Origin of the sequence: Desulfosporosinus sp., from assembly GCF_014237355.1 — a bacterium.
GTDB lineage: Bacteria > Bacillota > Desulfitobacteriia > Desulfitobacteriales > Desulfitobacteriaceae > Desulfosporosinus.
Map to the genome: position 1 here is coordinate 1 of NZ_JABZFS010000010.1, position 25,848 is coordinate 25,848.

General features: G+C 42.2%; 26 protein-coding genes and 1 riboswitch. Of the genes, 4 read left to right on the forward strand and 22 right to left on the reverse strand.

What is annotated here, in order from left to right; all coding sequences use genetic code 11:
* The 3 genes from HGJ98_RS01680 to HGJ98_RS01690 form a co-directional block, all read left to right on the forward strand.
* Window positions 1-464 (forward strand): nitroreductase family protein (locus tag HGJ98_RS01680; RefSeq protein WP_291349257.1); only part of this gene is annotated, 464 nt, incomplete at its 5' end.
* A gap of 249 nt (window positions 465-713) precedes the next feature.
* The gene (locus HGJ98_RS01685) at window positions 714-1,316 is read left to right on the forward strand and encodes a TetR/AcrR family transcriptional regulator (RefSeq protein WP_291349258.1); all 603 of its coding nucleotides are present in this window, start codon (window positions 714-716) and stop codon (window positions 1,314-1,316) included.
* Between the two features lie 69 nt (window positions 1,317-1,385).
* On the forward strand, window positions 1,386-2,570 hold the full coding sequence (locus tag HGJ98_RS01690) for a Xaa-Pro peptidase family protein (protein WP_291349259.1): 1,185 nt from the start codon (window positions 1,386-1,388) through the stop codon (window positions 2,568-2,570).
* Between the two features lie 47 nt (window positions 2,571-2,617).
* Here HGJ98_RS01690 and HGJ98_RS01695 read toward each other — a convergent pair whose 3' ends face one another.
* From HGJ98_RS01695 to HGJ98_RS01770, 17 genes are all read right to left on the reverse strand, one after another.
* Window positions 2,618-3,406, reverse strand: a complete 789-nt coding sequence (locus tag HGJ98_RS01695) for an aspartate/glutamate racemase family protein (RefSeq protein WP_291349260.1) — start codon at window positions 3,404-3,406, stop codon at window positions 2,618-2,620.
* Window positions 3,407-3,452: 46 nt separating this feature from the next.
* Window positions 3,453-4,658, reverse strand: coding sequence for an aspartate aminotransferase family protein (locus tag HGJ98_RS01700; RefSeq protein WP_291349261.1), 1,206 nt, complete (start codon window positions 4,656-4,658; stop codon window positions 3,453-3,455).
* 22 nt (window positions 4,659-4,680) lie between these two features.
* Window positions 4,681-5,208 (reverse strand): 2-oxoacid:acceptor oxidoreductase family protein, encoded by a 528-nt coding sequence (locus HGJ98_RS01705; RefSeq protein WP_291349262.1) that lies wholly within the window; start codon window positions 5,206-5,208, stop codon window positions 4,681-4,683.
* Entirely contained in the window at window positions 5,209-6,039 is an 831-nt protein-coding gene (locus HGJ98_RS01710) for a 2-oxoacid:ferredoxin oxidoreductase subunit beta (RefSeq protein WP_291349263.1), read from the reverse strand. It abuts the gene before it with no gap.
* The gene (locus tag HGJ98_RS01715; protein ID WP_291349303.1) at window positions 6,039-7,178 is read right to left on the reverse strand and encodes a 2-oxoacid:acceptor oxidoreductase subunit alpha; all 1,140 of its coding nucleotides are present in this window, start codon (window positions 7,176-7,178) and stop codon (window positions 6,039-6,041) included. The genes HGJ98_RS01710 and HGJ98_RS01715 overlap by 1 nt, the downstream gene beginning before the upstream one ends.
* Entirely contained in the window at window positions 7,178-7,387 is a 210-nt protein-coding gene (locus tag HGJ98_RS22305) for a ferredoxin family protein (protein ID WP_367142647.1), read from the reverse strand. The genes HGJ98_RS01715 and HGJ98_RS22305 overlap by 1 nt, the downstream gene beginning before the upstream one ends.
* A gap of 35 nt (window positions 7,388-7,422) precedes the next feature.
* The gene (gene thiS / locus HGJ98_RS01720; RefSeq protein ID WP_291349264.1) at window positions 7,423-7,620 is read right to left on the reverse strand and encodes a sulfur carrier protein ThiS; all 198 of its coding nucleotides are present in this window, start codon (window positions 7,618-7,620) and stop codon (window positions 7,423-7,425) included.
* A 22-nt stretch (window positions 7,621-7,642) separates the two neighbouring features.
* The gene (locus HGJ98_RS01725; RefSeq protein WP_291349265.1) at window positions 7,643-9,799 is read right to left on the reverse strand and encodes an aldehyde ferredoxin oxidoreductase family protein; all 2,157 of its coding nucleotides are present in this window, start codon (window positions 9,797-9,799) and stop codon (window positions 7,643-7,645) included.
* A 58-nt stretch (window positions 9,800-9,857) separates the two neighbouring features.
* Window positions 9,858-11,132, reverse strand: coding sequence for a Glu/Leu/Phe/Val dehydrogenase (locus HGJ98_RS01730; RefSeq protein ID WP_291349266.1), 1,275 nt, complete (start codon window positions 11,130-11,132; stop codon window positions 9,858-9,860).
* Window positions 11,133-11,272: 140 nt separating this feature from the next.
* Window positions 11,273-12,256: an ornithine cyclodeaminase family protein gene (locus HGJ98_RS01735; protein ID WP_291349267.1), complete on the reverse strand. Its 984-nt coding sequence runs from the start codon at window positions 12,254-12,256 to the stop codon at window positions 11,273-11,275.
* Between the two features lie 165 nt (window positions 12,257-12,421).
* Window positions 12,422-13,618, reverse strand: coding sequence for an FAD-binding oxidoreductase (locus tag HGJ98_RS01740; protein WP_291349268.1), 1,197 nt, complete (start codon window positions 13,616-13,618; stop codon window positions 12,422-12,424).
* Between the two features lie 174 nt (window positions 13,619-13,792).
* Window positions 13,793-14,509, reverse strand: coding sequence for a FadR/GntR family transcriptional regulator (locus HGJ98_RS01745; protein ID WP_291349269.1), 717 nt, complete (start codon window positions 14,507-14,509; stop codon window positions 13,793-13,795).
* Window positions 14,510-14,753: 244 nt separating this feature from the next.
* Window positions 14,754-15,482 (reverse strand): ABC transporter ATP-binding protein, encoded by a 729-nt coding sequence (locus HGJ98_RS01750; protein ID WP_291349270.1) that lies wholly within the window; start codon window positions 15,480-15,482, stop codon window positions 14,754-14,756.
* A complete protein-coding gene (locus HGJ98_RS01755; RefSeq protein WP_367142648.1) occupies window positions 15,469-16,269 on the reverse strand; it encodes an ABC transporter ATP-binding protein in 801 nt (266 codons plus the stop codon). The genes HGJ98_RS01750 and HGJ98_RS01755 overlap by 14 nt, the downstream gene beginning before the upstream one ends.
* Entirely contained in the window at window positions 16,266-17,276 is a 1,011-nt protein-coding gene (locus tag HGJ98_RS01760; protein WP_291349271.1) for a branched-chain amino acid ABC transporter permease, read from the reverse strand. The genes HGJ98_RS01755 and HGJ98_RS01760 overlap by 4 nt, the downstream gene beginning before the upstream one ends.
* The gene (locus HGJ98_RS01765) at window positions 17,277-18,149 is read right to left on the reverse strand and encodes a branched-chain amino acid ABC transporter permease (protein ID WP_291349272.1); all 873 of its coding nucleotides are present in this window, start codon (window positions 18,147-18,149) and stop codon (window positions 17,277-17,279) included. It lies immediately after the preceding gene.
* Window positions 18,150-18,342: 193 nt separating this feature from the next.
* Complete coding sequence (locus HGJ98_RS01770) at window positions 18,343-19,506, reverse strand: ABC transporter substrate-binding protein (protein WP_291349273.1); 1,164 nt, start codon at window positions 19,504-19,506, stop codon at window positions 18,343-18,345.
* A 389-nt stretch (window positions 19,507-19,895) separates the two neighbouring features.
* Between HGJ98_RS01770 and HGJ98_RS01775 the strand changes: the two genes are divergently transcribed.
* Entirely contained in the window at window positions 19,896-20,054 is a 159-nt protein-coding gene (locus HGJ98_RS01775) for a hypothetical protein (protein ID WP_291349274.1), read from the forward strand.
* Window positions 20,055-20,213: 159 nt separating this feature from the next.
* On the opposite strand, the gene cbiD is transcribed toward HGJ98_RS01775, so the two are convergent.
* The 5 genes from cbiD to HGJ98_RS01800 all read right to left on the reverse strand — a co-directional run bounded on the left by cbiD (window position 20,214) and on the right by HGJ98_RS01800 (window position 25,513).
* A complete protein-coding gene (gene cbiD, locus HGJ98_RS01780; RefSeq protein ID WP_291349275.1) occupies window positions 20,214-21,341 on the reverse strand; it encodes a cobalt-precorrin-5B (C(1))-methyltransferase CbiD in 1,128 nt (375 codons plus the stop codon).
* Between the two features lie 214 nt (window positions 21,342-21,555).
* Window positions 21,556-22,368: an energy-coupling factor transporter transmembrane protein EcfT gene (locus HGJ98_RS01785; protein WP_291349276.1), complete on the reverse strand. Its 813-nt coding sequence runs from the start codon at window positions 22,366-22,368 to the stop codon at window positions 21,556-21,558.
* On the reverse strand, window positions 22,359-24,194 hold the full coding sequence (locus HGJ98_RS01790) for an ABC transporter ATP-binding protein (protein ID WP_291349277.1): 1,836 nt from the start codon (window positions 24,192-24,194) through the stop codon (window positions 22,359-22,361). Before HGJ98_RS01790 ends, HGJ98_RS01785 begins: the two co-directional genes overlap by 10 nt.
* A 17-nt stretch (window positions 24,195-24,211) precedes the next feature.
* A complete protein-coding gene (locus tag HGJ98_RS01795) occupies window positions 24,212-24,727 on the reverse strand; it encodes an ECF transporter S component (RefSeq protein WP_291349278.1) in 516 nt (171 codons plus the stop codon).
* A 12-nt stretch (window positions 24,728-24,739) separates the two neighbouring features.
* Window positions 24,740-25,513: an alpha-ribazole kinase gene (locus tag HGJ98_RS01800; protein ID WP_291349279.1), complete on the reverse strand. Its 774-nt coding sequence runs from the start codon at window positions 25,511-25,513 to the stop codon at window positions 24,740-24,742.
* 159 nt (window positions 25,514-25,672) lie between these two features.
* Window positions 25,673-25,846, reverse strand: a riboswitch (cobalamin riboswitch).
* Between the last annotated feature and the right edge of the window lie 2 nt (window positions 25,847-25,848).

Consider the following 25,848-nt stretch of genomic DNA (forward strand, 5'->3'; position numbering starts at 1 on the left):
AACAGGTAGAAGAAGAAAAATTGCTTAAAATCCTTGAGGCAGGCAGAATCGCTCCCACTGGGGCAAATACTCAACCTCAAAGGATTATTGTAGTTAAAGGGAAAGAAGGACTCAATAGACTGGCAAAGTGTGCGAATATCTACAACGCCCCCTTAGCATTAATCATCTGTGCAGATCATAGTGTTTCCTGGAAAAGACCTCTTGATAAAAAAGATATTGCCGAAATCGACGCGAGTATTGTGACCGATCATATGATGCTAGAAGCGACAGAGTTAGAGCTAGGGACATGTTGGATTTGTTATTTCGATGCTAAGGTTATGAGAACTGAATTTAAATTACCTGACAGCTATGAACCGATTAATATTCTAGCTATTGGATATGCCGAAGGTGAGCCATTATCTCCTGAGAGACATGACACCTTACGAAAAAGTCTGGAAAACACTGTTTGGTATGAAACGTTTTAAGTCTAGGTCCCCTTCTTGTTACTTGTTGTATCAAGAACTCTTGTTGCTTTTATGTTCTTAAAAGCGAGAGTAACAAACCTTTCGACTCTATATTGAGACGAAAGGTTTGTTTCTGTCTTAGATCTACCATCTCTATTAAAACAACATTTATACTAAAAACATAAAGTTCGAATTTTAAATTGACCCTTTTTAGAAGTCATAATATAATTTAAGTGAACGAACATACACTCGGAACGGGGGGGTATAGAGATGCCTATTCCAAAGCTAAGGCAAAACAAAGAACGTCGACAAAGACTTACGGAATGTGCTATAGATCTATTCATTGAAAAGGGATATTTTAACACTTCAGTCCGCGAAATAATAGTTAAATCAGGTTTTGGGACTGGTACCTTTTATAATTACTTTATTGATAAGGAGGATATTTTGAAAGCGCTTCTGGAAGAATTCGCAGAACAGATTATTTCAGGAGTTAGTACCTATTACACAACGGAAAAAGATTTGTACAAACGATTTATAGAAACAAAACGTGTAACCATGGAAATCTTCGCCCAGAACGAGAAACTGTCAGAAATATATAGTCGAGTAGCGGGCACAAGCCAAACAATTGACAATTGCCTGAAGCAGTTTGAGGATAAACTAATTGATTTTTATATCAGGAATATTGAGTATGGCATTAATAAGGGGGCCTTTAATAACGTTTCGGTCCCTCCCATCGCCCACGCCATACTAGCAGTAGAAAAATTTCTGTTGTTCAAATGGATCGTATTAAAGGATATAACTAAGGAAGAAATGGTAGCAATGGTTATATCTTTCCACGAAACCCTGGCTAAAGGTTTAGTCAACAACAAGTAGTTATTCCTAAAAGGGCTTTTGTTTTCGTACCTTCGCTATTTAAATTGAATGAAAAGAAGGTGTTGTATAATGAGGATGACACCAGCAGGTGAACTGACAAAGCGGATTACCGCATTTCAAAAACGGTTGCAGCAAAAAGGCGTTGACGGTGCGTTAATTGTGGATAGCGCAGATATGTTTTATTTTGCTGGCACAGCTCATCGTGGCCACCTGTTTATTCCTGCAGAGGGCAAACCTTTGTTGATGGTGAAAAGAAGTTTTACCCGTGCCCAAGGAGAATCGGCTCTGGAAGATATCATTCCGTTGGCTAATGTAAAAGACTTGACAAAAATGCTGAATGAGTATGGATATAATCACATAACAACCTTGGGTCTTGAGTTGGACGTATTGCCTGCGGCCCAGTATCTGCTTTTTCAAAAGCTATTTGAAGGTACTCAAATTGTAGATATCAGTGGACTAATTCGTTCTGTGCGCATGGTTAAGTCATCTTATGAGCTAGAGGTGCTCAGGGACGCAGCCCAACTTAACTACACTTTGTTTTACCGGGTCAAGGACTATTTAAAAGAGGGTATTACTGAATTAGAGCTGGCGGGTCAGCTAGAGATGGTGTATCGCCTGGCAGGGCACTCGGGCAGAGTAAAAATGCGGGGATTTGACCAGGAAGTTTATTATGGCCACGTATTGTCCGGCGCTAATGGGGCCATACCTAGTTGTATGGAAAGTCCTACCGGTGGACTGGGAATAAGCATCTCCTTTCCACAAGGAGCAGGTTATAAAAAAATAACCCAAAATGAGCCAATTATGATTGACTTTGTAGGGGTTAAAGACGGTTATTTGGCAGACCAGACCCGGATATTCTGTATCGGTCAACTGCCGGATAAACTTGTACATGCTCATGAGACAGCTTTACTCATTCAAGAGGCCGTTAAACAGATGGCTGTGCCGGGTGCGTCCTGCGAGGATATTTACCGGCATGCGTTTAATATGGCGGCCGAATCCGGATACGGAGAGCATTTTATGGGTTTTTCTGAGCCCGTGCCTTTTATTGGACATGGCCTAGGTATAGAACTTAATGAATGGCCAGTGTTAGCCTTAGGTTTTAAAACAACACTGGAGAAAAATATGGTAATAGCCATAGAGCCAAAATTTATTTTCCCAGAAGGTGCTGTGGGGATAGAAAACACTTTTGTTGTGGGAGAAAAAGGACTGGAACCGTTGACGTTGTTTAATGAGAGTATAATTTATCTAAAATAGGCTTTGTTTATAGAGGTTAAGTCATTAGACGTTATTTGTGTAATTTTTTAAATAAATCCATAATATGGCGTCTGGCATACTGCAGAATGCAGCCATCTGATTAACGTCGTAAAATCAAACACCGGAAGCTGAGTTGCTGCCTGTACCGCATGAGCATATGGCGGCATGTCCGAGCATTCCAATAAAATGGCACCCGTATCAGGATTCTCTTCGATGATTTCAAGTGCCTTGCGGACTACTTCCTGCTCCACGATGCCGTTGTCGAATTCACCGCGGCCTTCTAGGATACAGGAAAATTCCTGTTCATGACGTAAGTCTTTTATTATTAATCTTTTTTTCAGTTCATCCGAGATACTGCAGGCATTTAGAAGCTTATCCGTCAGGGATGCCTTATCTGCCGTCAGTACACCCATCGACTGCCCCGGTTTGAGCAATGATGCTATCCAAGGAAGCTGTACCAGGCTTGAGATGGCGACCGGTATATCCATTGCCGCTGCTACCCTGTCCTGATAATTGCCAAAGAAGCCGCATGCAGAGCTGATGGCACGCACGCCCTCCTTTTTTAATTCTTCACAGGCCTTCAGTATCTGATAGAACACGTCATCTCCGGCGTTGAACAGATTTGGAATATCTAGTCCCGTTACTGCTTTTAACCTTACAGGAAAATTAAATGTATAACCGTTGACAATGTTGCCCGGCATCATTGGATAATACACATCGTCAATATATATGATGCCGATGGGAAATCCGGCAATGTTCTGCCCTTTCATCATGCGGACTTTTACTTTACTATTACTGGGAGTAAGATATCTATATTGTCTGTTCTGTTCTATCATTATATATGCCTCCAAAATAATTACTCCATGTGAAATTTATTTTCCATCATAAAACCATAGAAATAGTTTTATCCATGATGGCCAAAGCCTCGTCTATTTCTGTATTATCCACAATTAATGGTGGCAGAAAACGAAATGTTTTGCCTTCTACGCAATTAATCAATAGGCCATTTTTACGGCAATTATTCATTATTAGGGGAGCCTTTTCACCTACGGTCAACCCTAACATCATACCCTGACCGCGCACTTTTCCCACTATACCATATTTTTCTGCTAATTTGTTTAACCCACGACATAAATACTCAGAACGTTCTAAAACACCTTCAAAAAATCCATCTTCTAACATTACATCAAGTACCGCACAACCTGCAGCCATAGCTAGAGGATTTCCTCCAATGGTCGTACCATGATCCCCAGGTTCGAAGGCAGCAGCTACCTTTGCGGTGGACATTATAGCTCCAATGGAAAGACCACCTGCAAGTGCTTTTGCTAAGGTCATGATATCCGGCGTCACACCACTCCATTGATGGGAAAACAACTTTCCCGTCCTTCCAACCCCGCACTGCACTTCATCGAAAATAAGCAGGGCATTAAAGCGATTACATAATTCCCTAGATTTTTGCAGGAACTCATCAGTTGCTGGATAAACCCCACCTTCCCCTTGGATCGGTTCAATCAGCACTGCCGCCGTATTCTCGTTCACTGCACTTTCCAAAGCCTTAAGGTCATTCAATGCAACATAGGAAAATCCTACCGGAAGGGGCTCATAATCTTTATGATACTTAGGCTGCCCCGTGGCCGTAAGGGTCGCTAATGTCCGTCCATGAAAAGAACTAGTTAACGAAACTACTTCATATTTATGGGTACCATAGTTCTTTTTAGCATATTTGCGAGCCAACTTTAGAGCACCTTCGTTAGCCTCCCCCCCACTATTACAGAAGAATGCCTTTTCTGCAAAGGAATTTTCTATTAAACGTTCTGCAAGAGAAACCTGATTAGGAATCCAATACAAATTTGAAGTATGTATAAGTTCCCCAGCTTGCCTCCGGATCGCTTCTACCACCTTAGGATGGCTGTGACCTAAAGAGCTGACAGCTATACCAGTTACAAAATCCAGATAACGCTTGTGATCTGTATCCCAAACCCATACCCCTTCACCCTTAGTTAAGGCTATCGGAGCTTGGTTATAGGTGTTCATCAACGCAGTTTTTCCGCGAGAAATGATTTCATCTGTACTTAAATTTTCAAGCATGAGTAAGTCTCCTTTCTTAACCTTAGCCAATCTCCTCATACCCTATGTTCAATGCCTTTAGATTTATGGCTAAAATCTTAGCGGGCAATGAATCTTCTAAGACCTTTGTAAGGCTTTCTATGGAAACTACCGGACAAAGTTTCAGTACACTGCCTAAAAACAAGGAATTAATGGCTTTAACGTTCCCAATATTCATTACTCTGGTACTAAAAGGGTATCCCACATCATGAGAGCGCTTAGTGTTTTTCACAACATCCTGGTCATAAAGAATGATACATTCATCCGCTACAATAGTTCTGTAACGTTCATATCCTTGCTGACTCAAAGCAAGTACTAAGTCCGGCCGATCACACTTGGGAAAATAGACGTCTTCTTCACTGATAACTACCTCGGATTGTGAATACCCTCCCCGTGACTGAATTCCATATGTTTGAGTTTGTACTGCATTTTTTCCTTCCAATACTGCCGCTTTTGCCAGGGTTACCCCTCCTAAAATCAACCCTTGACCACCTGTACCCGCTAAGACGATTTGCCACGTTTTCCCTGCCATCTATTCTCCCCCCTTAGGTTGTTGACTTGCTCTATGAATCCTCCGATAGGTGGTGTAAAAGTCGGGTCTTTCTTTCTTTACTAAGGTTCCTACCGCAAAACGCTCAGCTTGTTCCTCGGCAGTCATTTTCCCATATTTAGAGATAGGAACTGCGCTATCTTTTAGCCAATTAAACATGTTCACTGCGCTGGAATTGCCATTGAATCGTCCAAAATACGTTGGGCAAGGGCTGATGACTTCTACTAAACTGAATCCTTTGTGGGTAATGGCCTCTTTTATAAGGTTTTTGAGCGCGGTTGCGTGATAAGCCGTTGTCCTGGCTACAAAATTTGCCCCTGCAGCTTCTGCGAGTAAACAAACATTAAAACCGGGTTCAGGTGTTCCCTTAGGAGAGGTTGTGGTTTTACTTTCCAAGGGAGTGGTGGCTGAATACTGTCCCCCAGTCATTCCATAGTTGTAGTTATTTGTCACAATGGCCGTAAGATCGATATTCCGGCGAGCTGCGTGAATAAAATGGTTTCCTCCTATGGTGACGGCATCACCGTCTCCCATTAAGGTAACGACGTGCAGATCCGGGTTTGCTAATTTTATTCCGGTAGCAAAGGCTAAAGCCCGTCCATGAGTTCCATGAAAAGCCTGTGTGGTCAAATAATCATCGGCTTTTCCCCAACAACCGATCCCGGTGACAGTGACGACCTCTTTCGGTGCAAGGTCAAGCTCTACCAGGGCTTCAGTGTAGGCGCGCAAGATAATGCCATCCCCACAGCCTGGACACCACATGTGAGGTAATCTGTTTTTATCCAAATAATCCTGATAACGTCGCACTGCCATTATTTCAGCACCTCCTTAATTCGTTCCACGATCTGTGAAGGTAAGATAATTTCACCGTCAATGCGAGATAGCGGGAAAACAGGCGTCTTAAACGAATTGGTGCGTTCTACTTCCAAAACTACTTGCCCAAGATTAAGTTCCGGTACGATAACCGCTTTAGCTTTCTTCAGGGCTTCTCTGACTTGTTCATCAGCAAAGGGCCATTGTGTGATAAGCCTAAGGAGATTTACAGAAAGTCCCTCTTTTTGGGCATCAATCACCGCTTGCTTTGCTGCACGGGATACGACTCCATAGGCAATTAAGGTAACTTCTGCATCGTCTGGTCCAAACCATTCAACCTGAACGATATCGGTTTTATTGTTTTCTATCTTACGGTGTAAGCGTCGAACTAATTTGTCCGCCGTTTGTGGGGCATTATGGGAATAACCCGATTCATCATGACAAGAACTGCTAATGTGTACAATATGATCTGTCCCATAAGGCGGTATAGCCGGTATATCATCCTCACCCGGTGTGTAAGGTTTAAATCCTTCAGCTGGTGCACTTGGCGTTTTTCGGTTAATAATTTTTAATTCATCTAGTTCAGGGATTATCAGACTCTCTCTCATGTGCCCGATAACTTCATCCCCCAATAAGATAACCGGAATTCGATACTTTTCTGATAAATTAAAAGCACGCACGGTTAGGTCATAGCATTCTTGGACGGATGCAGGGCTTAAAACAATAATTGGGTGGTCTCCATGTGTGCCCCAACGTGACTGCATCACATCTCCTTGAGCGGGTCGAGTCGCAAGGGCTGTACTCGGTCCGTTCCGTTGAATGTTAATAAGCACTATGGGAACCTCAGCATAGACCGCCATCCCTAAGTTCTCCTGCATAAGTGAAAATCCTGGGCCGCTTGTTGCTGTATAGGATTTTTTACCGGCAGCTGAAGCTCCTATGATTGTAGCTATGCTTCCGATTTCATCCTCCATCTGAAGAAAAATACCATCTACTTGAGGTAATAATTCCGCTGAAAGTTCTGCTATTTCTGAGGATGGTGTAATCGGATAGCCCCCGTAAAATCTAGCCCCGGCATCAATGGCCCCATAAACACAAGCTTCATTTCCTTGCATGAATTGTACTCCATATGGTCTCATCACGTTAGCACCTCCAATGTTATAGCGAAATCAGGGCATCGCAGATCGCACAGACGGCAGCAGGTACATTTTTCTGGATAGGTTACAAGGGGGGCCATATCCTTAGCTGAAGTGTAAACTTCTTGCGGACAAAATGCCTGACAGAGTCCACATTTTTTACAACATATGGGATCAATCGTTATCTTAACTCTTTTATCTGTAGAGCTCATACGTCCTCCTTATTAAAGCGGAATGTTACTAAACCTCATCCTCCACATATGAGATGGATCGCTTGAATATCGTCTCCGTTTTCAATTACCGTACAAGTAAATTCATCTTTCGGGACGGTTTTTCCGTTAATAACAATGATTATTAGCGGAAAAGTGAAGTTCATTTCAGCCAATAACTGTTTTACAGACAGCTCTGCTCTCCAAGGATAGTCCCTGCCATTAACCTTAATCATCTTACTCCTCGCCCCATATCATTTAGGAGTATTTCTTCACCACTTCTGCTACCTCAGGGAAATCTATACCCAGTCGCTGCAATGTCTCCAAAGTTGGAATACCATTGGAGTTCCAACCCCTTCGCAGATAGACCGCGTCACATAATTTCTGATATTGTTCTTCACGGTAGTTTCTTAAAATCTGGACCTTTTCCTCAGTCGTTTTTTCCGCTGTGTTTAAATCCAAAATTTCTTTCAACTGTCTGTCGTACCTGTCCTGCCTGGATTCGTATTCCTCTGCTGTCACAGGACCGACGGCTCGATAAGGTACTTGGTCAAATTCTCTAGTACCATAACCCATTCTCAGATTAAACACCCTGTGGAAGTTATAGACAACTTCCGACTGTCTAATAAGCTCATTATTGTCTATATCAGATCCAGTCACGCCGTTATATATTTCGACATAATTCTGTACATGTTCAGGGACTTTAGCAGGCTCTGCAGTGGTGTGATTATCAGCTGGAACGATATCATTCCAAGGAAGCTTGCATAACCCAACTAAGCTAAACCAGGTCCGAAACATGGGATAGTAGAACAGCGCTTCGGCTTTATCTTCAAAGGTGGGTATTTGATTATTGACCATGTCCATAAAGATGACCCAGGCCTCATCATGTTGAGGTCCTTTATTCGTCAGCCCATACCCGCCTTGCTGAGCCAAGGATTCTTTTGTCACATATTCTGAGAACTCAAGCCCTTTGACTTCCATACCAATGTCTTGTAGAAAATCAGGGTTAGCTCCATATTTCTCAATAAATAATTTCTTCATTCTACGGATACCCAGCCCGGCTATCACGCCAAAACCTTCACCCTTGGCCATTTGGTGAAGCAGCTCTAAAGCAGCTTCAGCATTACCAAAGTTTAATTTTAGTCCGCCTGTTATATCCTGATTGATAACTCCGTTTTCGTAACATTCCATCACAAAGGCTGTAAGGGTCCCGAAGGAAATTGTATCGACTCCATAAGTATCACAATAAAAATTAGTTTCGATCACAAATTCCGGATCAAAAACACCTAAGACACTACCCGCCGCAGAAAGCGTCTCGTATTCCGGACCATCAACAATAACGTCTTTATCTTTATAGGGCCCAGTTTTAAGCTTAAACGAATTGATAACTTTGGCACAAGATAGAGTACAGCCATACCAACATTCGTCGTGACCATTAAGGTCAAAATACTTGGAAATTAGCACAGTATGAGTAATGTTATTTGCATTTGGATCAGAACCAAACTTATAATTACGGACGGGTAAAAGGTCATAATCATTCATGATCTTTACGATATGAGTTGTTCCGGCTTTTCTCATTTGGCATTGGGAATCATCTTGACTTAAGATTTCCTTGTGCATTTTTTTACCCACTTTTTTTAGTGTGGAAAGGTCATGGGGGTTGTTTAAATCTCCTCGTATTTTAATGCTCTTTATTACTAAAGCTTTAATGTTCTTATCTCGAAAAACTGTTCCTAAGCCTCCTCTGCCGGCTTGTTTTATTCTCACCGCTTTTCGGCGGGTATCGTAAAAAGAGAAATTAAGCAGTCCAATCAAGGTATGTTGAGCGGCCTCTCCAGCAGTTACCACCGAAACGTTTACTTTATCTTCTTCGCTTTCAGCATACATTTCTGTTAATTGTTCAATCAGGATATGGCTGTTAAGTTCTTCAAGAGGAGCTTCCTCAAGGGTTACTGTTCCTTTAGTACCATCAATAAACAGAATAACGTCACGTTCGGCTTTCCCTTGGATCTCAAGCGCATCCCAACCGGAGAATTTCAAAAATGGGCCAAAATACCCCCCCACGTTACTATCCATTGCCGATTGAGTCAAGGGAGATAAACCGACTACATAGGATTTACCAGCACCAGGGTATTGAGTTATGCCGCCAATCGGACCAGGAGCTATAATCAGCTCATTCTCAGGATCATTCCATTTGGTATTATCATTGATACTATCCCACAACAGTTTTAAACCAAAGCCCCTTCCTCCAATAAACTTCTGTTTCATCAATTTAGTGACAGGTTTTTCGGCAAAAGTGTTTGCAGAAAGATTGACGTATAATGTGCGGTTAGTATAACCCTTGTCTATTTGACCGAGTTGATAATTAAATGTGCCTAGAAGTTTATGAGAATTTTTTATTTCTTCAAGATTCATAAGTTTTCCCCTCCAATTTTTATTTATGTTACACTGGAAGATTCCAACTATGGACCACTTAGCCTTTAGTAACTTCCAAATTATTTTGTATTGATACCCACCCACGAGCTCTCATTGCTTCAACAACTTTGCTAATGGCTTTTATCCAACAAGCAAGACGCATCGAAATATTTTTTTCGGTATGCAAGGTATAGATTTCGTTAAATACTTTGTGATTAATTCTTTCTAATTTAGTGTTTACTTCCTCTTCGCTCCAATTATCATCATTTAAATTTTGAATTCTTTCAAAGTGAGCTACTTGTGTGCCCCCTGAGTTAGCCCAGATGTCAGGCGCGATAAATACCCCTTTGTCAATGAGGATTTTCTCTGCTTCTGGTGTTGTAGGGCCGTTAGCGCCTTCAATCAAATACTTAGCTCTGATCCGAGGTGCGTTTTCCTCCGTAATTACATTTTGTACCGCACAGGGTGCTAAAACATCACATTCCAATTCCAACAATTCCCCATTGCCAATTTCCATAGCTTTTGAATAGCCCCGTAAAGTACCAGAACGCTCTACATATGCATGAACATCTGCAATGTCCAAGCCTTTAGGATCATATATGGCCGTGAAGACATCACTAACTGCTAAAACCCTTACACCATCCATCTGGTACAATTTCGCTAAATGCCATCCCACTTTACCAAATCCCTGGATTACTGCAGTAAGGCCTTTCATCTCACTCCGTCTGGCCTTGACTAATTCTCGAGTAGCAAACAATAAGCCCCGGCTAGTCGCTTCCTGTCGACCTCTGGATCCTCCGAGCACCATCATTTTGCCGCTGATCCCGCCTGCTTCATGATGCATATTCATGGCTTCCCATTCGTCCATCATCCAGCTCTGAGTTTGAGCAGATGTACCTATATCTGCTCCAGGGAAATCTTTCCAGGCCCCAATAATTGGAGCAATTTTACGGATATATCCGCGGCACAAGCGTTCCAGTTCTTCCCGGGAAAGCTTGTGCGGGTCAACAATCACTCCGCCTTTGGCCCCTCCATTGGGTATTTCGTTCAAGGCATTTTTCAAGGTCATCCAAAGAGACAAGGCTTTGACATCCTCCGGCGTTTCTTCCGGATGAAAGCGTGTTCCTCCCCGTGTTGGTCCTAAAGCTGTATTATGTTGAAAACGAAAACCAGTAAATATCTCAACTTTACCATTATCCATCCGTACAGGAATCCTCACCGTTAACTGTGCCATGGGTTCTTTCAATATCTCATGAATTTCCGATTCCAGTTTCATGTAGTTTATGGCTTCAGCCAATTGTTCAAGTGCTACATCGAAGGCATCTTTTTTCATAATAAACCTACCTTTCGCAAGTTAAAGACTAATAGAATAGACAATAAAAACCTGAGGACAGAGTATTTGCCAATATCCCCAACCTTTTTCCTTATTGCAATGTACACCCCAAGCTAGGGCAAAAATTCAAAGAACGAGTTCTAAATAGAAAGAAGCTGCCCCAGACCTTTTCTTTCGGCATGCTCGCATACTAAAGCAGCTACAGCAATATCTTCGAGCGACAATCCCAAGTTGATCGCAATGATTCTTTCCGAATCATTAAGTCTGGCAGATTTTTTACCTGAGACAAGGTCTGTGAGATCACCATAAACCGTTGGCACAGAGCTAAAGTAGCCCATTTTGCGATGTGTTTCAAATTGCGGTACATCATCAACATAAATCCTCTCAGCAGCTTCGAAACTGCTTTTTCTCCAGTAGGAGTCATAATCAATAGGGGCGCCAAAACAGCCCTCCTTTAGCCAGGAACTTTCGATTACGGGTTCAGGATTAGCGAGAATGGGACCGGCAGTAATAATTATGTCACTACCCTCTACTGCCTTCTGCGGATTAAGAGCGTGTTCGACTATAACCTTAAATTGTTGTTCCATTTCCTGAGCAAAACGAGTAAGAGCCTCCTGGTTAATGTCGTAGGCTTTAACGGTCTTAATATCCGGACAGACCGCCAGGACTGCTTCTAACTGAGTACGGGCTTGAACTCCGCAACCAAGAATTGCTGCGATCTCACTATTACTTCGTGCCAGATACTTGGCAGATAGCCCTGTAACTGCCCCTGTACGAATGGCTGTCAAAATACCTGCTTCCATGATTGCCATAGGAAACCCTGTTTCTTGGTCGTTTAGGATAATCAATCCAGAGATATACGGCAAACCTTTTTCCCTATTACCCGGATAGGCACTGATCCATTTAAGCCCCGCGGCCTTAAACTTAGGAAAACTGCAGAGCATTGCATTGATAAAATTGTCATCCCGTTTAGGATGCAATTCAATCTTAGGCAGGGCATCTACGTTTCCCTTGGCTTTTTCCAGAAATGACTCGTCCAAGAGGCTAATAACATCAGACATACCAATACTTAAAGCACCGATATTGTCTCTGGACAAGTAGAGAATCTCACTACCTAGTTTCATAAGCCCACTCTCCTCCAGTTATATAGCTAATAATCGTTCACGGGTAGCTTCGAATCTGCTTCACTCAACTCATCCGTGTCTCCAAAGCAACCCTTGGTCTTGATACTAACATGCCTTGGTATGACCAATTAGAAAACACCTATCCTATAAGTTTGCTTAATGACTCTAGTATACTTCTTTTTCTAACAACAATTGGTTTTTGGTAAATCGCTCCAGAGAAAATGGTGTCAAATCAATTGTGTCATACTTTCCTAAGCGTATAAGCTCTGATAAACATTTACCTGCTGCCGGCGCCTGTTGAAACCCATGACCACTAAAACCAGTGAGCAAATAATAACCTTTCATTTGTGGGTGTTCACCGATGATTGCATTATGATCGATATAGTTATATTCATAGAGACCAGCCCACCCCTGTTCTAATTTAAGCCTTTCAAAATTTGGGGAACGTTCAGCCAGTAACGGCCATACTTCATTAGTAAAATATGATTTATCCAAATGGAAATCATATTCATACTTGAAATCTTTCTTTTCCACCATATGAGAGCCTTCACGTGAACCTGTTATTATTTTCACGCCTTCGCCCAAGAAGTAAGTACCTGTCAGCGTATCGAAGATAAAGGGGATTCGCTGTTTAAATGGAATTGTCAAATCAACACAATAAACTTGTTTCCGAAGCGGTCGTACTGGAATATCTAATCCAACAGTGTTACTTAATTCACCAGACCAAGCTCCCGCAGCATTTACTACAATTGATGCCTGATATTCTTCTCCGCTCTCTAATCTAACGCCGCTGATTTGTTGATTACCATCACTTAAAATTGTTTGAACCTTTTCATATATATATTCTACACCTAACCGTTTTGCATGTTTTACATACCATTGCAGGACTGAATAAGGATCAATGTTTCCTGCGGCCACATCGAAAACAGCACCCTCTAAATCGCTAACTATCAGCTCCGGAACAAAGGACTTTACTTCTTCCGGAGTCATTAACTGAATATTTACACCGAAACTTTTTTGTAATTTCATGTTCTCTTTCAACATGGATAGTACTTGATCATTTGCCAAATATAGATAGCCGTGTTGATTAAAATCAATAACTGCTGGATCTCCGTCCAAGGCCATCTCTTTTTCAAATTTCTCATAGATTTGTATACTAAGCTGGGATAATCGGATATTCCCTTCAATACTAAAGGTATGTCGAACTCCTCCGTAACTGCGTGGAGTGGAAGTGTACTCATACATCCTATCTTTTTCAAATACAACAATGCTGCCTGTATATCCGTCTTTACGCAAGTTATAAGCTAAACTTGAGGCCATGATCCCGCCACCAACAATAATCAAATCGAATTTCTTAGTCATAATACCCTCCTAAATCCAAATATTTTCAAATTTTTTGAATATTCTTCTAGGAAAATTTCTGGGTATTTGCTTATTCTTATCCGCATGAATACACTCGGCATTAATAACTTACCTTGCAGGACGACAAAGCTTAGGTATTTCTGCTTATGTCCTTTTTATAAATGAAACTGGATATTATTCCTCAATTCCTTTTAATTTTTTCAACTCCTGAATCGATGTATTAATGTGTTCGCTGACCGCCGCCACCGCTGCTTCCGCATCACCATTCTTTATAGCCTCGTAAACCCGTCCATGTTGCTGAGACCATAGCTGGCGGTTTTCTTGCTGTTCAACGAGTTTTTGTCGGCTCGGACTATAATACTCTTTCATTAATCCCATTAACACTGTCATTAAGTTTTGAAGTACTGGATTGTGAGCTGCACGGACTACGCTGAAATGGAACTTGCTGTCAGAGTCATCAGTATTCCGCCCTTCTTTAACATCATTTTCCATATTGCACACTAGTTCATACATACTGTACAGGTCTGCCCCATCAGCACGTTTAGCCGCAATGCGCGCAGCACCAGATTCAATCACCAGCCTGGCCTCCAATAGGTCAAAAATACCATCTATCTCTTTCAAAACTATGTTGGCAAAAGGATCAATTAGGTCCTTTATATTCACCTCTTTAACATAAGCACCGCTCCCGGGAGTAATCTCCAACAACCCTTGAGACACCAAAGAGGTTAGTGCCTCCCGCACAGCTGATCGACTTACACCCAATGTCTCTGCCAATTGTCTTTCCGGTAATAGCTGGTCTCCTGTTGACAAAGTACCGTCTTGAATTAAACTTCTAATCTTTTCAGCAACTTCTTCATATAGACGCGTTCGCTTTTTGCGCGTAAGATCCATGTAAATTCTCCTTTAAGCCTTTAATAATATAAGGTCCAGCTTCACAAAGAGGTCTTTCGCTTAAGTCTAAAATTTAATCAACTAGTGTGAAATACCTACCTTTGAGACGCATACTTATATATACCACAAGCAAAAGTCAAAATGCAAGGATTCCTCTTCAAGCAATAGTGCCAATGTTAAATTGCTGATCGCTCGCAATTCCTTGGTACCGCTGGGAACAGTGAAACTTACGTTTAATCGCTGCTCATAGTGCGATCCCCTCTTTTTTGTGTGACCCCAGATAAGCTTGTTGCACTTCTGGGTTAGCTCTAAGATCACTGGCAGTTCCCTCAATCACAATTTTGCCTGTTTCAATAACATAAGCTCTGTCAGCATTTGCCAAGGCCATGTTGGCATTTTGCTCAACCAAAAGAATAGTTGTACCGCTTTTCTTAATCTCTCTGATCGTACGGAATATCTCCTTTACAACCAGAGGAGCCAGACCCATGGAAGGCTCATCTAGCAATAATAATTTGGGTGCTGCCATTATACTGCGTCCAATTGCTAACATCTGTTGTTCTCCACCGCTTAAAGTTCCTCCATATTGTTCTTTACGCTCATGCAAACGGGGAAACTTAGTAAACACATTTTCTAAATCTCTTGCAATTATGGCTTTATCTTTGCGCACATAAGCACCGAGCATGAGGTTTTCCTTCACCGTCAAATTAGGGAATACGCCGCGCCCTTCGGGAACATGGATAATGCCTAATTTTACAATTTTGTCAGCGGAGAGTTTAGTGATATCTTGACTGTCAAACATGATGGAACCATGGCTCGGTCGCAACAAACCTGAAATTGTTTTTAAAGTGGTAGTCTTCCCTGCTCCATTGGCACCGATTAACGCCACGACTTCACCGGGTTTAACCTGGAGGCATACCCCTGTTAGAGCGGGAATCACACCATAATGTACACTAACACTATCAAATGACAGCATAGTCATCCCCCTCTTCGTCACTGCTCCCTATATACGCTTCGATTACTTTCGGATCATTCTGAATAGCTAATGGAGAGCCTTCCGCAATCTTACAGCCATAGTCCAATACTACAATACGATCTGATATATCCATTACCAGGTCCAGATCATGTTCAATTAGTATAATTGACTTGTTCATTTCTTTACTAATACGCCGAATAAGCTTAACCAATTCTATTCTTTCTTGGGTATTCATCCCTGCTGCTGGTTCATCTAACAGTAAAACGTCACATTCCGTGGCCAAAGCACGGGCTATTTCCAACAACCTTTGTTTACCATAAGGCAGATTGCTCGCAAGTTCTTCCAAAAGGTTCTCTAAACCTACAACTCCCAGGAGCTGTTTACAGTAGTTAATCGACTTTAGCCTCTGTTCGTTTACTTTCCTGCCGTGGAACAATACTCCAAGCAATCCTTCCTTATTCCGGCAATGGTGGCCAAGCATGACATTTTCTAATACGGTAAGCATTGGGAATAAACGGATATTCTGAAACGTCCTGGCTATACCCTTTTTAACAAGCGCATGAGGTGTGAGATTTTTGACCAACTTTCCTTTCAGCCTTATCTCTCCGGACGTCGGCTGATAAACACCTGACAGGATGTTAAAAAGTGTCGTTTTACCGGCACCGTTAGGACCAATAATCGTCAATATCTCCCCCTCATAAGCATATATAGATACATTATCGATAGCTAGGAGGCCCCCAAACTGAATAGTTACATTATCCATTTCAACCAACTTATTTGGAATCAAATGGGCTCACCCCTTTTCACTCGGGTGGGTTTTTTTTCCAGATTTTTCAGTATAGCATTACGCACTCTATGTTTCGCTCCCCAAAATCCGTCAGGTTTATAAATCATCATAATTACCATTAAAGCACCGTACAACAGCATGCGGTAATCAGCCATAAAGCGCAGAACTTCCGGCGCTAAACCCAAAACAATGGCTCCAATTACAACACCTGGAATACTGGCCAGTCCACCCAATACAACCATGGATAGAATCGTTACCGAATCCATAAACGTAAAGGAATCCGGGCTGACGAATGAAATATAAGTGGCATAGTAACCGCCTGCAATACCTGCAAATAAAGCAGAAAAAACAAATGCCAGCAGCTTAGCCCTTAAGGTAGGAATCCCAACAGCTTCGGCTGCTAATTCATCGTGGCTTACAGCAATTAGGCTCAAACCAAACTCAGATTCCGCAATTCTTACCATAAAGATCACTGTTATTACCAATATCATTAAAATCAGGAAATAAAATGGGATTTTGCTGGTAAAAATCAGGCTGCCAAGCTGAGGCGACGGAATACCTGGTAACCCCATCGGTCCACGGGTTAAACTGTCCCAATTTAAAAATACCAAGCGAACTATTTCTCCGAATCCCAAAGTGACGATGGCCAAGTAGTCGCCCCTCAGCCGCAGGGTCGGCAATCCCAGGATTAAACCAAATAGAGCTGTAATAATCCCGGCAAGGGGAATAGTGGCCCAGTAGGGCATATTGAGCCTCAGCATTAATAATGCTGTGACGTAAGCACCAATTCCATAAAAAGCAGCGTGACCGATTGATAGCTGTCCGGTAAAGCCGGATACCAAATTAAGACTAAGACTAAGCACGACATAAAGACCGACAGTAATTAGTACGTGCAGTAAGTAGTCGCTTTTAATGACTAAGGGTAAAATCGCTAATACCACCAACAAACCCAAGGAAGTTTGAGGCCTTATGACCACTTTTTTGATTACTTCTATCACCACGTTCACCTACACTTTCTGCTGAATGTTTTTACCGAGTAGACCTGTAGGTTTGATCAGTAGAATAATAATCAGTAATCCAAAAGCAATCGCATCCCGGTATCCCATCGATATATAAGCAGCTCCCAGGTTTTCAAACACACCTAACAATAGCCCTCCAAGCATGGCTCCGGGAATACTGCCGATTCCACCCAGCACGGCTGCAGTAAAGGCTTTTAGTCCAGCAGTGTATCCCATGACAGGGTATACGGCATCATAGTAAAGCCCAACAAGAATGCCGGCTGCAGCTGCCAAAGCCGAGCCTATACCAAAGGTTAAGGAAATAATGGTATCTACATTAATACCCATTAATCTGGCGTTTTCCACACTATGTGAAGTGGCACGCATAGCTACTCCCAACTTGCTCTTCTGAACAAATAGATACAACCCAACCATAAGTAAAATGCAAACCAATAAGGTGTATATCTGCATACTGCTTAGAGCCACATTACCAACCTGGAACGTCTTTATCTGAAAGGAAGATGGAAAAGCACGGGTTTGAGTACCCCAAACTAATTGAGCAAAGTTAGTTAGGAAAATAGAAACCCCTAAAGCGCTTAATAAGGGAGCAATTTTTGCAGAATTTCGAAGTGGGCGATAGGCAACCCTCTCTACGACAATCCCCAGGAAAGCTACAATGGCCATGGATATTAACATAGCTGGTATTAATCCCAAGTGTATCTGTTTTACTAGGAACAAACCAATAAATGAACCGATCATAAATATGTCCCCATGAGCAAAGTTGATGATTTTCAATATGCCATATACCATTGTATAGCCTAGGGCAATCAGAGCATACATCCCGCCAGCAGTAATGCCATTAACGAGTTGCTGTGAAAACATAGCGCACCTCTTTTCCGGATGATAGTTTATCTAAAGGAGCATGAAGTTTCATCCACACTCCTGTCTGATAAACCGTAGACCTTATTTTATACTACCAGAAAGTATAAAACTTACGTTATTATACTTTCTAAGCATAAGTGCAACCAACGGTTTCGCTCTCGCCGAGGCTCGGCGAAGCCCGGGTTTTCTTTATCTACTTATTATAAATTTCGAACTTACCGTTTTTAATAATTAATTTTAATGGTTGCTTTAAGCAGTCTCCATTTTGATCAAAGGTTGTGATTCCGGTGGCACCTTTGAAATCCTTCAATGTAGTTAACCAGTCATTGATTTTTTTACGATCCTCACCGGCATTTTTGACTGCGGTAAACATAATGTTGGCAGCATCGTAGGCGAACGCAGCCCAAATATCCGGTTCTTGCCCCCACTTAGTTTTATAGGAGTCAATGAAAGCCTTGGCTTCAGGATAGTCAGCAGTACTATGAAAAGCTCCAATAACCCTAATGCCTTCAGCTTCTGCCCCTCCAAGCTGAATTAAGGCATCTGAATAAAGACCATTAGATCCAAATACAGGAAGAGTTATGCCAAGCCGCTTACCCTGTTTGACAATCATCGCAGCTTCATTGTATTGCCCTGCGATGAACAAAGCATCAGGTCCAGCATTCTTTAATTTTGTTAGAATTGCACTGAAGTCTTTAGTTTCACCAAGATTGTAAGGCTCCTGCATCACGGCTTTAGCGCCTAATTCTGTTATCTTTTTGTTATAAACATCGGCCAAACCTTTACCATAATCATCGTTTTCATAAAGGATGGCAATTTTCTTATAACCTTCGTCTATGGTCCATTGGGCAACAAATTCACCATCGTAAGCATCCGTAGTTATGTCCCGGTACGTAAATGGACCAGCAGCTGTAACTGCAGGTGACGTTGAGCCGTATGCAATATGTGATAATCCAACTCGATTGTATACAGGTGCTGCAGCTAATGTGCATGAACTGGTGTAATTTGCAAGAACACCCAGAACAGTAGGATCTGCTACAAACTTATTAGCAATTGATGCTGATTCTTTGGGATCTGCCTTATCATCTGCTTCAATCAACTCTACTTGTTTGCCATTAATTCCACCTGCTTCGTTGACTTGCTCAGTTGCCAATTCGACAGCTTTTTTGATTGTCCCCCCGGTCTCAGCGATCGCCCCAGTAAACGGTCCTGCTAAGCCAATTTTTATTTTATCTCCGTTTTCAGTTTTTTGGCTATCGGTAGAAGCGCTTTTTGTTCCACATCCAGACAGAACTAGAGATAACACAAGACCAGTAACAAAAATCCGTGTAATGTTTTTCTTAGTTTTGAAGAACATTTCAAAATACCTCCCTAAAAATATTTATTGATGACCCGGCGAATAAGGGTATACCCTTGAGCTGAAAGGTTTTAAGAATTAGTACCCATAACTCCCATAAATCTACATCATTTTAACCCCCTCTTCTTGAACATTTATTTCAATATAAGCCCTTTGAAAACAGAGGTTTACATATAGGAATTCCCTTGGTCCAATATTGGTCTGAACAATTTTCTAATGATTATATTCGCTTTCTCTTTCAATATTCCTTCAAGTATTCTGAATAAATTTATTATTTTTAATATTTAGAATTAGATCCTAGTTTAACTGGTCGAACGCATATGTTAATAAGCGGTTTATCTTCATTCCAAGGGGATTCCACATATTATTAACTCAATCTCCAGGATGCTTTGACACGAGAGCAGGATACCATTGAAAGTACGAATGTCGCCCGAGCTATTTCTGAACAATACAAATTAACATCCCAGTTCTCTGCCAAAGAGGGCTGGGATTATCTTCTACTTCTGACACAAAAACAGAGGGACAGGTTTATTGTTTTGAAACAATAAACCTGTCCCTCTGTTTTTTTCCCTCTGTTTTTTCTCTGTTTTTTGTTTTTATAAGCGCTACTTTTCCGCTAAGAAGAAACAAGGAAGACAGGCTAGTTATTTCAGAAAATCAATGAGCCTGTCTCTTTGTATCAAGCAAAGCGTGTAAATTGCCTACGTTTAAGGCTCAATAGACCACGCCCACCCTTGTTCCTCCACCATCTTAAAAGCTCCCTGATCCCAGCCAACCGGTTGACCATTTAATAAGGTCATGATCGTTCCAACGCTTAAACGTCCAAAAGTGAACGCTTGGGCTCTTTCACTCGCTAAGTGTGCAAGATGGTGAAGCAGCTTTTGCTCTCCAAGGTGTAAAAGTTCTGTGGTAGCCCCTTCGGTCGTTGGAAACTCTGACAGATGTTTCAGAGTTTCGAGATTAAGCCCTGCTAATGCAGCATGTGCCAGCAAAACTTCCATTCGAGCGTCTGCGACACGATTGTGGGTATGGAAAATACCGCCCGAAACCTTAATGAGCTTGCCAACATGCCCTAAAAGAATTACTTTTTCGATTCCACGGTAGGCTGCTTCTTCTAACATATAGCCGACGAAATTACTCATCTGTATGATTGCTTCGGTGGGAACCTTAAAGCGTTCAGTAGCAACCCTATATCCGTAGTGCCCCGGGGTGAGCACAATGGTTTTATGCCCATAGGCGACTGCCTGATCCAACTCCGGCAGGATGGACGTTTTAAACGCTTCCTCGGACATCGGTCGGACAATCCCACTGGTCCCAAGGATTGAAATTCCGCCTATGACCCCTAATCTCGGATTAAGCGTGCGCAAGGCAGTAGCTTCCCCTTTAGGAACTTCGATAATAATTTCGAGTTCTTCCTCAGGGAATACCTCCCGAACAGCTTCACGAATCATCCTCCGAGGCACCGGGTTAATGGCGCTTTCCCCAACCGAGAGAGCCAATCCTTTTTTAGTGACGGTCCCAACTCCCTGGCCTCCTCGAATATGAACCTCTCCCTGAGGAGAAAGGAGACGTGCTATGGCATGGATCTCAAGTCCATGGGTGATATCTGCATCGTCTCCGCCGTCTTTGAGAATAATTGCCCTAGCCATAGGGTGGTTAGTTTCTGCCCCGTGAATGGGTATCGTCAAGCGCGCGGAATTTGGCAGTGGTATCTCTACTCTCTCAGCTATACTGTCTCCTTTAAGAAGTAAACAAGCTGCCTTTGCTGCACCTGCTGCACAACTACCTGTGGTATAACCTTCACGCCAAGTATGTCGATCCTTATCTCGTGCCATCGTTTCTCTCCCACATTCATATTAATTCCGGAAATCATTTGTCCACTCGTGTGACTCCCATTTCAAGGGGGAGTGATACTCGCTAATCCGCTTAAGATTATGAAAAAACATTATTCATTCACTACAAAGTACTTAAAAGAAAGTATATGTCATGTAAGGCCTTAGTTCAACTAACTAACATAAACAAATAACATAAACACCGTGTCGCTATGACCTATAATATCCCTAGATCAAGTCCAAATCGAAGATAAGCACCTAAAATTAATAACAGCAAAACAAACGTCATCGCCCAATAATCCCTTGGAGCAAAGGATATTTCGCGCATTGAAGTCCAAGTACGCGTTAAACCATACCCCCGATTCAGCATTGCCATCGATAATGAGTTAGCCATCATTATTGAATTTATAAACAAAGGAACCATAATCGGCAGATAGGAGCGGATGGAACCGATGATCCCCTTCTCGTTGAATTTCGTTCCACGTGCTTTTTGAGCCTCTAGAATTTGACGCCGTTTTTTATCCAGGGTGGGAATAAACCGTATCGCTGTTGTCAGCATCATGGATACCTCAACAGGAACCTTCATCTTATGAAAGAATTGAGTGAAATCATCGATTGATGTGGTCAAAGTCAATACAGTTGAAGCAAGCATCATACTAAAAAGACGAAAGATAAACGTTGTACCCATCAAAAATCCTCCTAAAGTAGCCCCCAGTCTGTCTCCTGGCAGGGCATAAAAGAGGATCGCTTGGCTCGAAACACGATCAAAGCGCTCTGGTGCAAATGAAAATCCTGTGATCAGAATAATCGATAAGATGATAGGAATCAAGGGGAGCAACATTCCCCAAATCTTTCGCAAAGGGATCTTTATCCAAAAGGCTAAAAGTCCTGTAGAGAGGACAAGTAAGAGTTGAAACTTAGGATCTTGAAACAGGAAGGACAGAATTATAAATACTAAGAAACCGAGCACTTTAGTCCGAACATCCAGACGATGGAGTAAGCTATCACCCGGTAAATACTCTATAAGCATCCTCTCTTCTCCCTTTCGAACATCGCCGTAAACTCACTTGATTCGATGAAAGTAACATCACCTAAAATATCCTTCAAACGGAAGGAGAGCCTACATAATTGGGGTGGGATAATGGCAGAGTCGAGGAGGATTTGTTCCTTCGAAAAAACGTCTTGAGGAGTACCCTCTAACAAAATATCCCCTTCTTTTATAACAATTACCCTCTTGGCATATTGGGCTACTAAGTCCATATCATGGCTAATCATGATAATTGTTGTCCCTGCAGCGTGAAGTTTACGAATTAAAGCCATCATGGTCTGAACTCCTGCCCAGTCTGAGCCAGTGGTTGGTTCGTCAATGATCAGCACTTTAGGCTTTAAGACCAGAATTGAAGCCACTGCAATCATTTGCCGTTCTCCCTTGCCCAAACTATAGGGATGAACACTGCGGTACCTATCTAATCCAGTATACTGAAGGACCTCATCAACTCGTTCTTTGATCTCTTCCCCTCTAAATCCTGCATTTTTCAGCCCAAACTCCAGCTCTTTCTCGACTGTAACGGAGAATATTTGATGATCCGGGTTTTGAAAAACATAGCCAATGGTTTTTGACAAATCGGACGTATCACACTGTAGGATGTTCCGGCCCCCAACGATAACTTCTCCACCGGTAGGCTTTAAAAGTCCATTAAAATGTTTAGCTAAAGTTGTTTTTCCAGCCCCGTTTTGTCCGATTAAAGCCACGAACTCACCCGCTTCAATCGTCAGATTAACCCCTCTCAACACAGGCTGGTCTGAGTTGTATTGGTATATAAGATCACTAACTTGAACTACTATTTCTTTCTTAGGTAGGTGAAGTTTCTGCGGTGAAATGAGATCTTTTCTCTGTCCTGGTGTGTGGCCCTGTGCTAGTCCTAGTGCTAGTCCCTGTGAGTGTGTATCTGCACATGTATTCATATTCGTATTCGTATGCCTATGTCGGTATTTGGGTAACAAGGTTCGTATCATGTCTTCTCCAGAGGGCATATCTAACGGGATTTCAGCAAAGGAGATCCACCCCTTTTCATAAAAATCCCATCCGATCTGACTGACGGGCAAAGGCTTTATTCCCCACTGAAGCAAGAGAGGAATATTGCGAAAGAGTTCTGTCGGAACTCCTCTCCAGACCACTTCTCCTTGATTAAGTACCACGACCTCATCTACCTTATGAACCAGTTCTTCAATGGAGTGTTCGACTAATAGAATAGTCAGGTCCTTTTTCCACCGTAAATCATCCAGTGTTGCGTAAATTTCTGATCGTCCGATCGGATCAAGCTCTGACGTTGGTTCGTCCAACACCAAGATTTCAGGTTCCATTACGAGGACTCCTGCTATCGCCAAGCGTTGTTTTTCACCACCTGAGAGTTCTTCGGTTAAACGATGATTATATCCCTTAAGACGGACTTTTTCTAAGGTTTGATTGACTATCTGTTTAATCTCCTCGAATGGTATTAAGAAATTTCGAGGGCCAAATGCCGTGTCTTCCTCAACCGTTCGGCCGATAATTTGAGTCTCTGGATCTTGTTGTACCAGCCCAAGAACCTTAGACAGGACCTGTACCTTGGTTTTCCCTACATTCTTACCAGCTACGCTTACCTGTCCAGTTAGATTCCCCTCCAGAAGTTGGGGAATGAGACCATTAAGGCATAAGCTAAAGGTCGTCTTCCCCGCTCCCGTTGATCCCATAATAAGTATGAATTTTCCTTTTTCTACGGTTAAGCTTATGTTTTTTAAACTTGGATCTATTGAATTTGGATAACAATACGTTAGTTCCTCGATTTCGATCATTGTTTGGATCTCCACGTTCACGGTTTTCACCTCATTGACTAAATAAGCCGACTTCCCTTAATTGCTTTATAGGCTATTGCTGAAATGATAACGTTCAGAGCTGCTCCTACGACGAGAAAAGGCATTAATCCCAGAACCCCACCCATCCCCATCATTGGCAACATGGCATAGGATGATGCGACCCCATTAAGGATAATTCCAACGATGACTGCAGGGATCAAACCGAGCTTCTCATTTACCCAACGATAAGCAATAGCCCATAAAGCCATTTGTAGAGCAATATACAAATGGATCGGAATCGTCATAGGAAATCCGATAACTGCAGCCGTCAGCAAGTGTCCAAAGGCAATGACGACCGCACCTGTAAGTCCGCCGAAGGCCAATGCACTGAAAAATCCAGGCGCTGAATCCATACCAATGGTTCCTACAGGACTTGGTATCTTAATGAGGGCTCCCACAGCACTTAAAGCAATAAAAATGGCCATAATCGATAGTCTTTTGACATTCCAAGCAGAGAGTTTTACGTCCTGGGTCTTTGTTTCCATAGTATTCATGACGATTCCTCCTTAAATTTTGAATAAGTTACCGACTTTAGTTAAAGGCAATCGAGGAGATTTAGTTAATACCTGATTCAAGACGCCCTCTGAAATCTCTGACTGGAACGAAGACCTAACAGAGAATATCAGACAGCTAGAAGGTCCAGCTGATTTATCCAAGTCGAGAGAACAAGTAGGTTCAATGTGTAAGCGGGTGTTTACACCGGCAGCAAGTAGTTCTGCTTCTCTACGAATTCCTCTTGAGCCAACAGGGATAATATCAAAGACTCCTGAAATTCCCAAGAGGCTTTGGATATGGTTAATTTGTACTATTTCAGGATCATCAGGATTCGTGATTTCCGGACCTACCTTCGGAAGTCCTAAACAAAAGATGTCATCACCTGGTTGAGCAGTACCTATGCGCAACTGATTCTTCTCGACTACTCCAACCACACTGATTCCAAGCCCTGTCTGCTGTGTGATCATGTTTTTTTCTGTGCTGATGGCCATAGGTAACTCCGACAAACCCGCGGAGTCTAACTCTTCTTTTACCCCCTCTAAAATCCTATCAGCTGTCGGATGAGGCTCATTGGAAATTGCTACTGTCATCATCTTTACTGCAGCTCCAGTTGAAAGGACTTCCATCAAAGTCACGCGTGTGGTTAACCTTCCAGTAATAATCCCTGATATCTTATAAGCATCTAAATCCTTCATACCAATGGCACCACAAGAATCACAGGAACCCACCAGATATTGTTCAGGATTTATCGAAACAACCTCAACATCCCGACCAAGATATCCCAATCATTTCACCTCCTTTCCTTTCCTGATAGGATATTCATAAACTTGTCAGCTCAACTTAAGGGACTTTGCGAAAAATACACAAAAAAGTTCACAGTCTAATCCACACGTTCAATTTAGCGATTGAAAATGAGGATTGACCATGAACTTTACCTTTATTCATGACATACTTACGTTACAGGCAGGTCTCCTGACTTAGATTCATCAACTTTATGCGCCTTCCCGGTTTCCCAGTGGCAGTGCATAAGCCTCCTCTTTACAGTGGTGGGTCCGTCTGGGATTCTCACCCAGTTCCCTATTCTCCCTCTAAAGGGCACCAGTAACAAATCAATATTTAA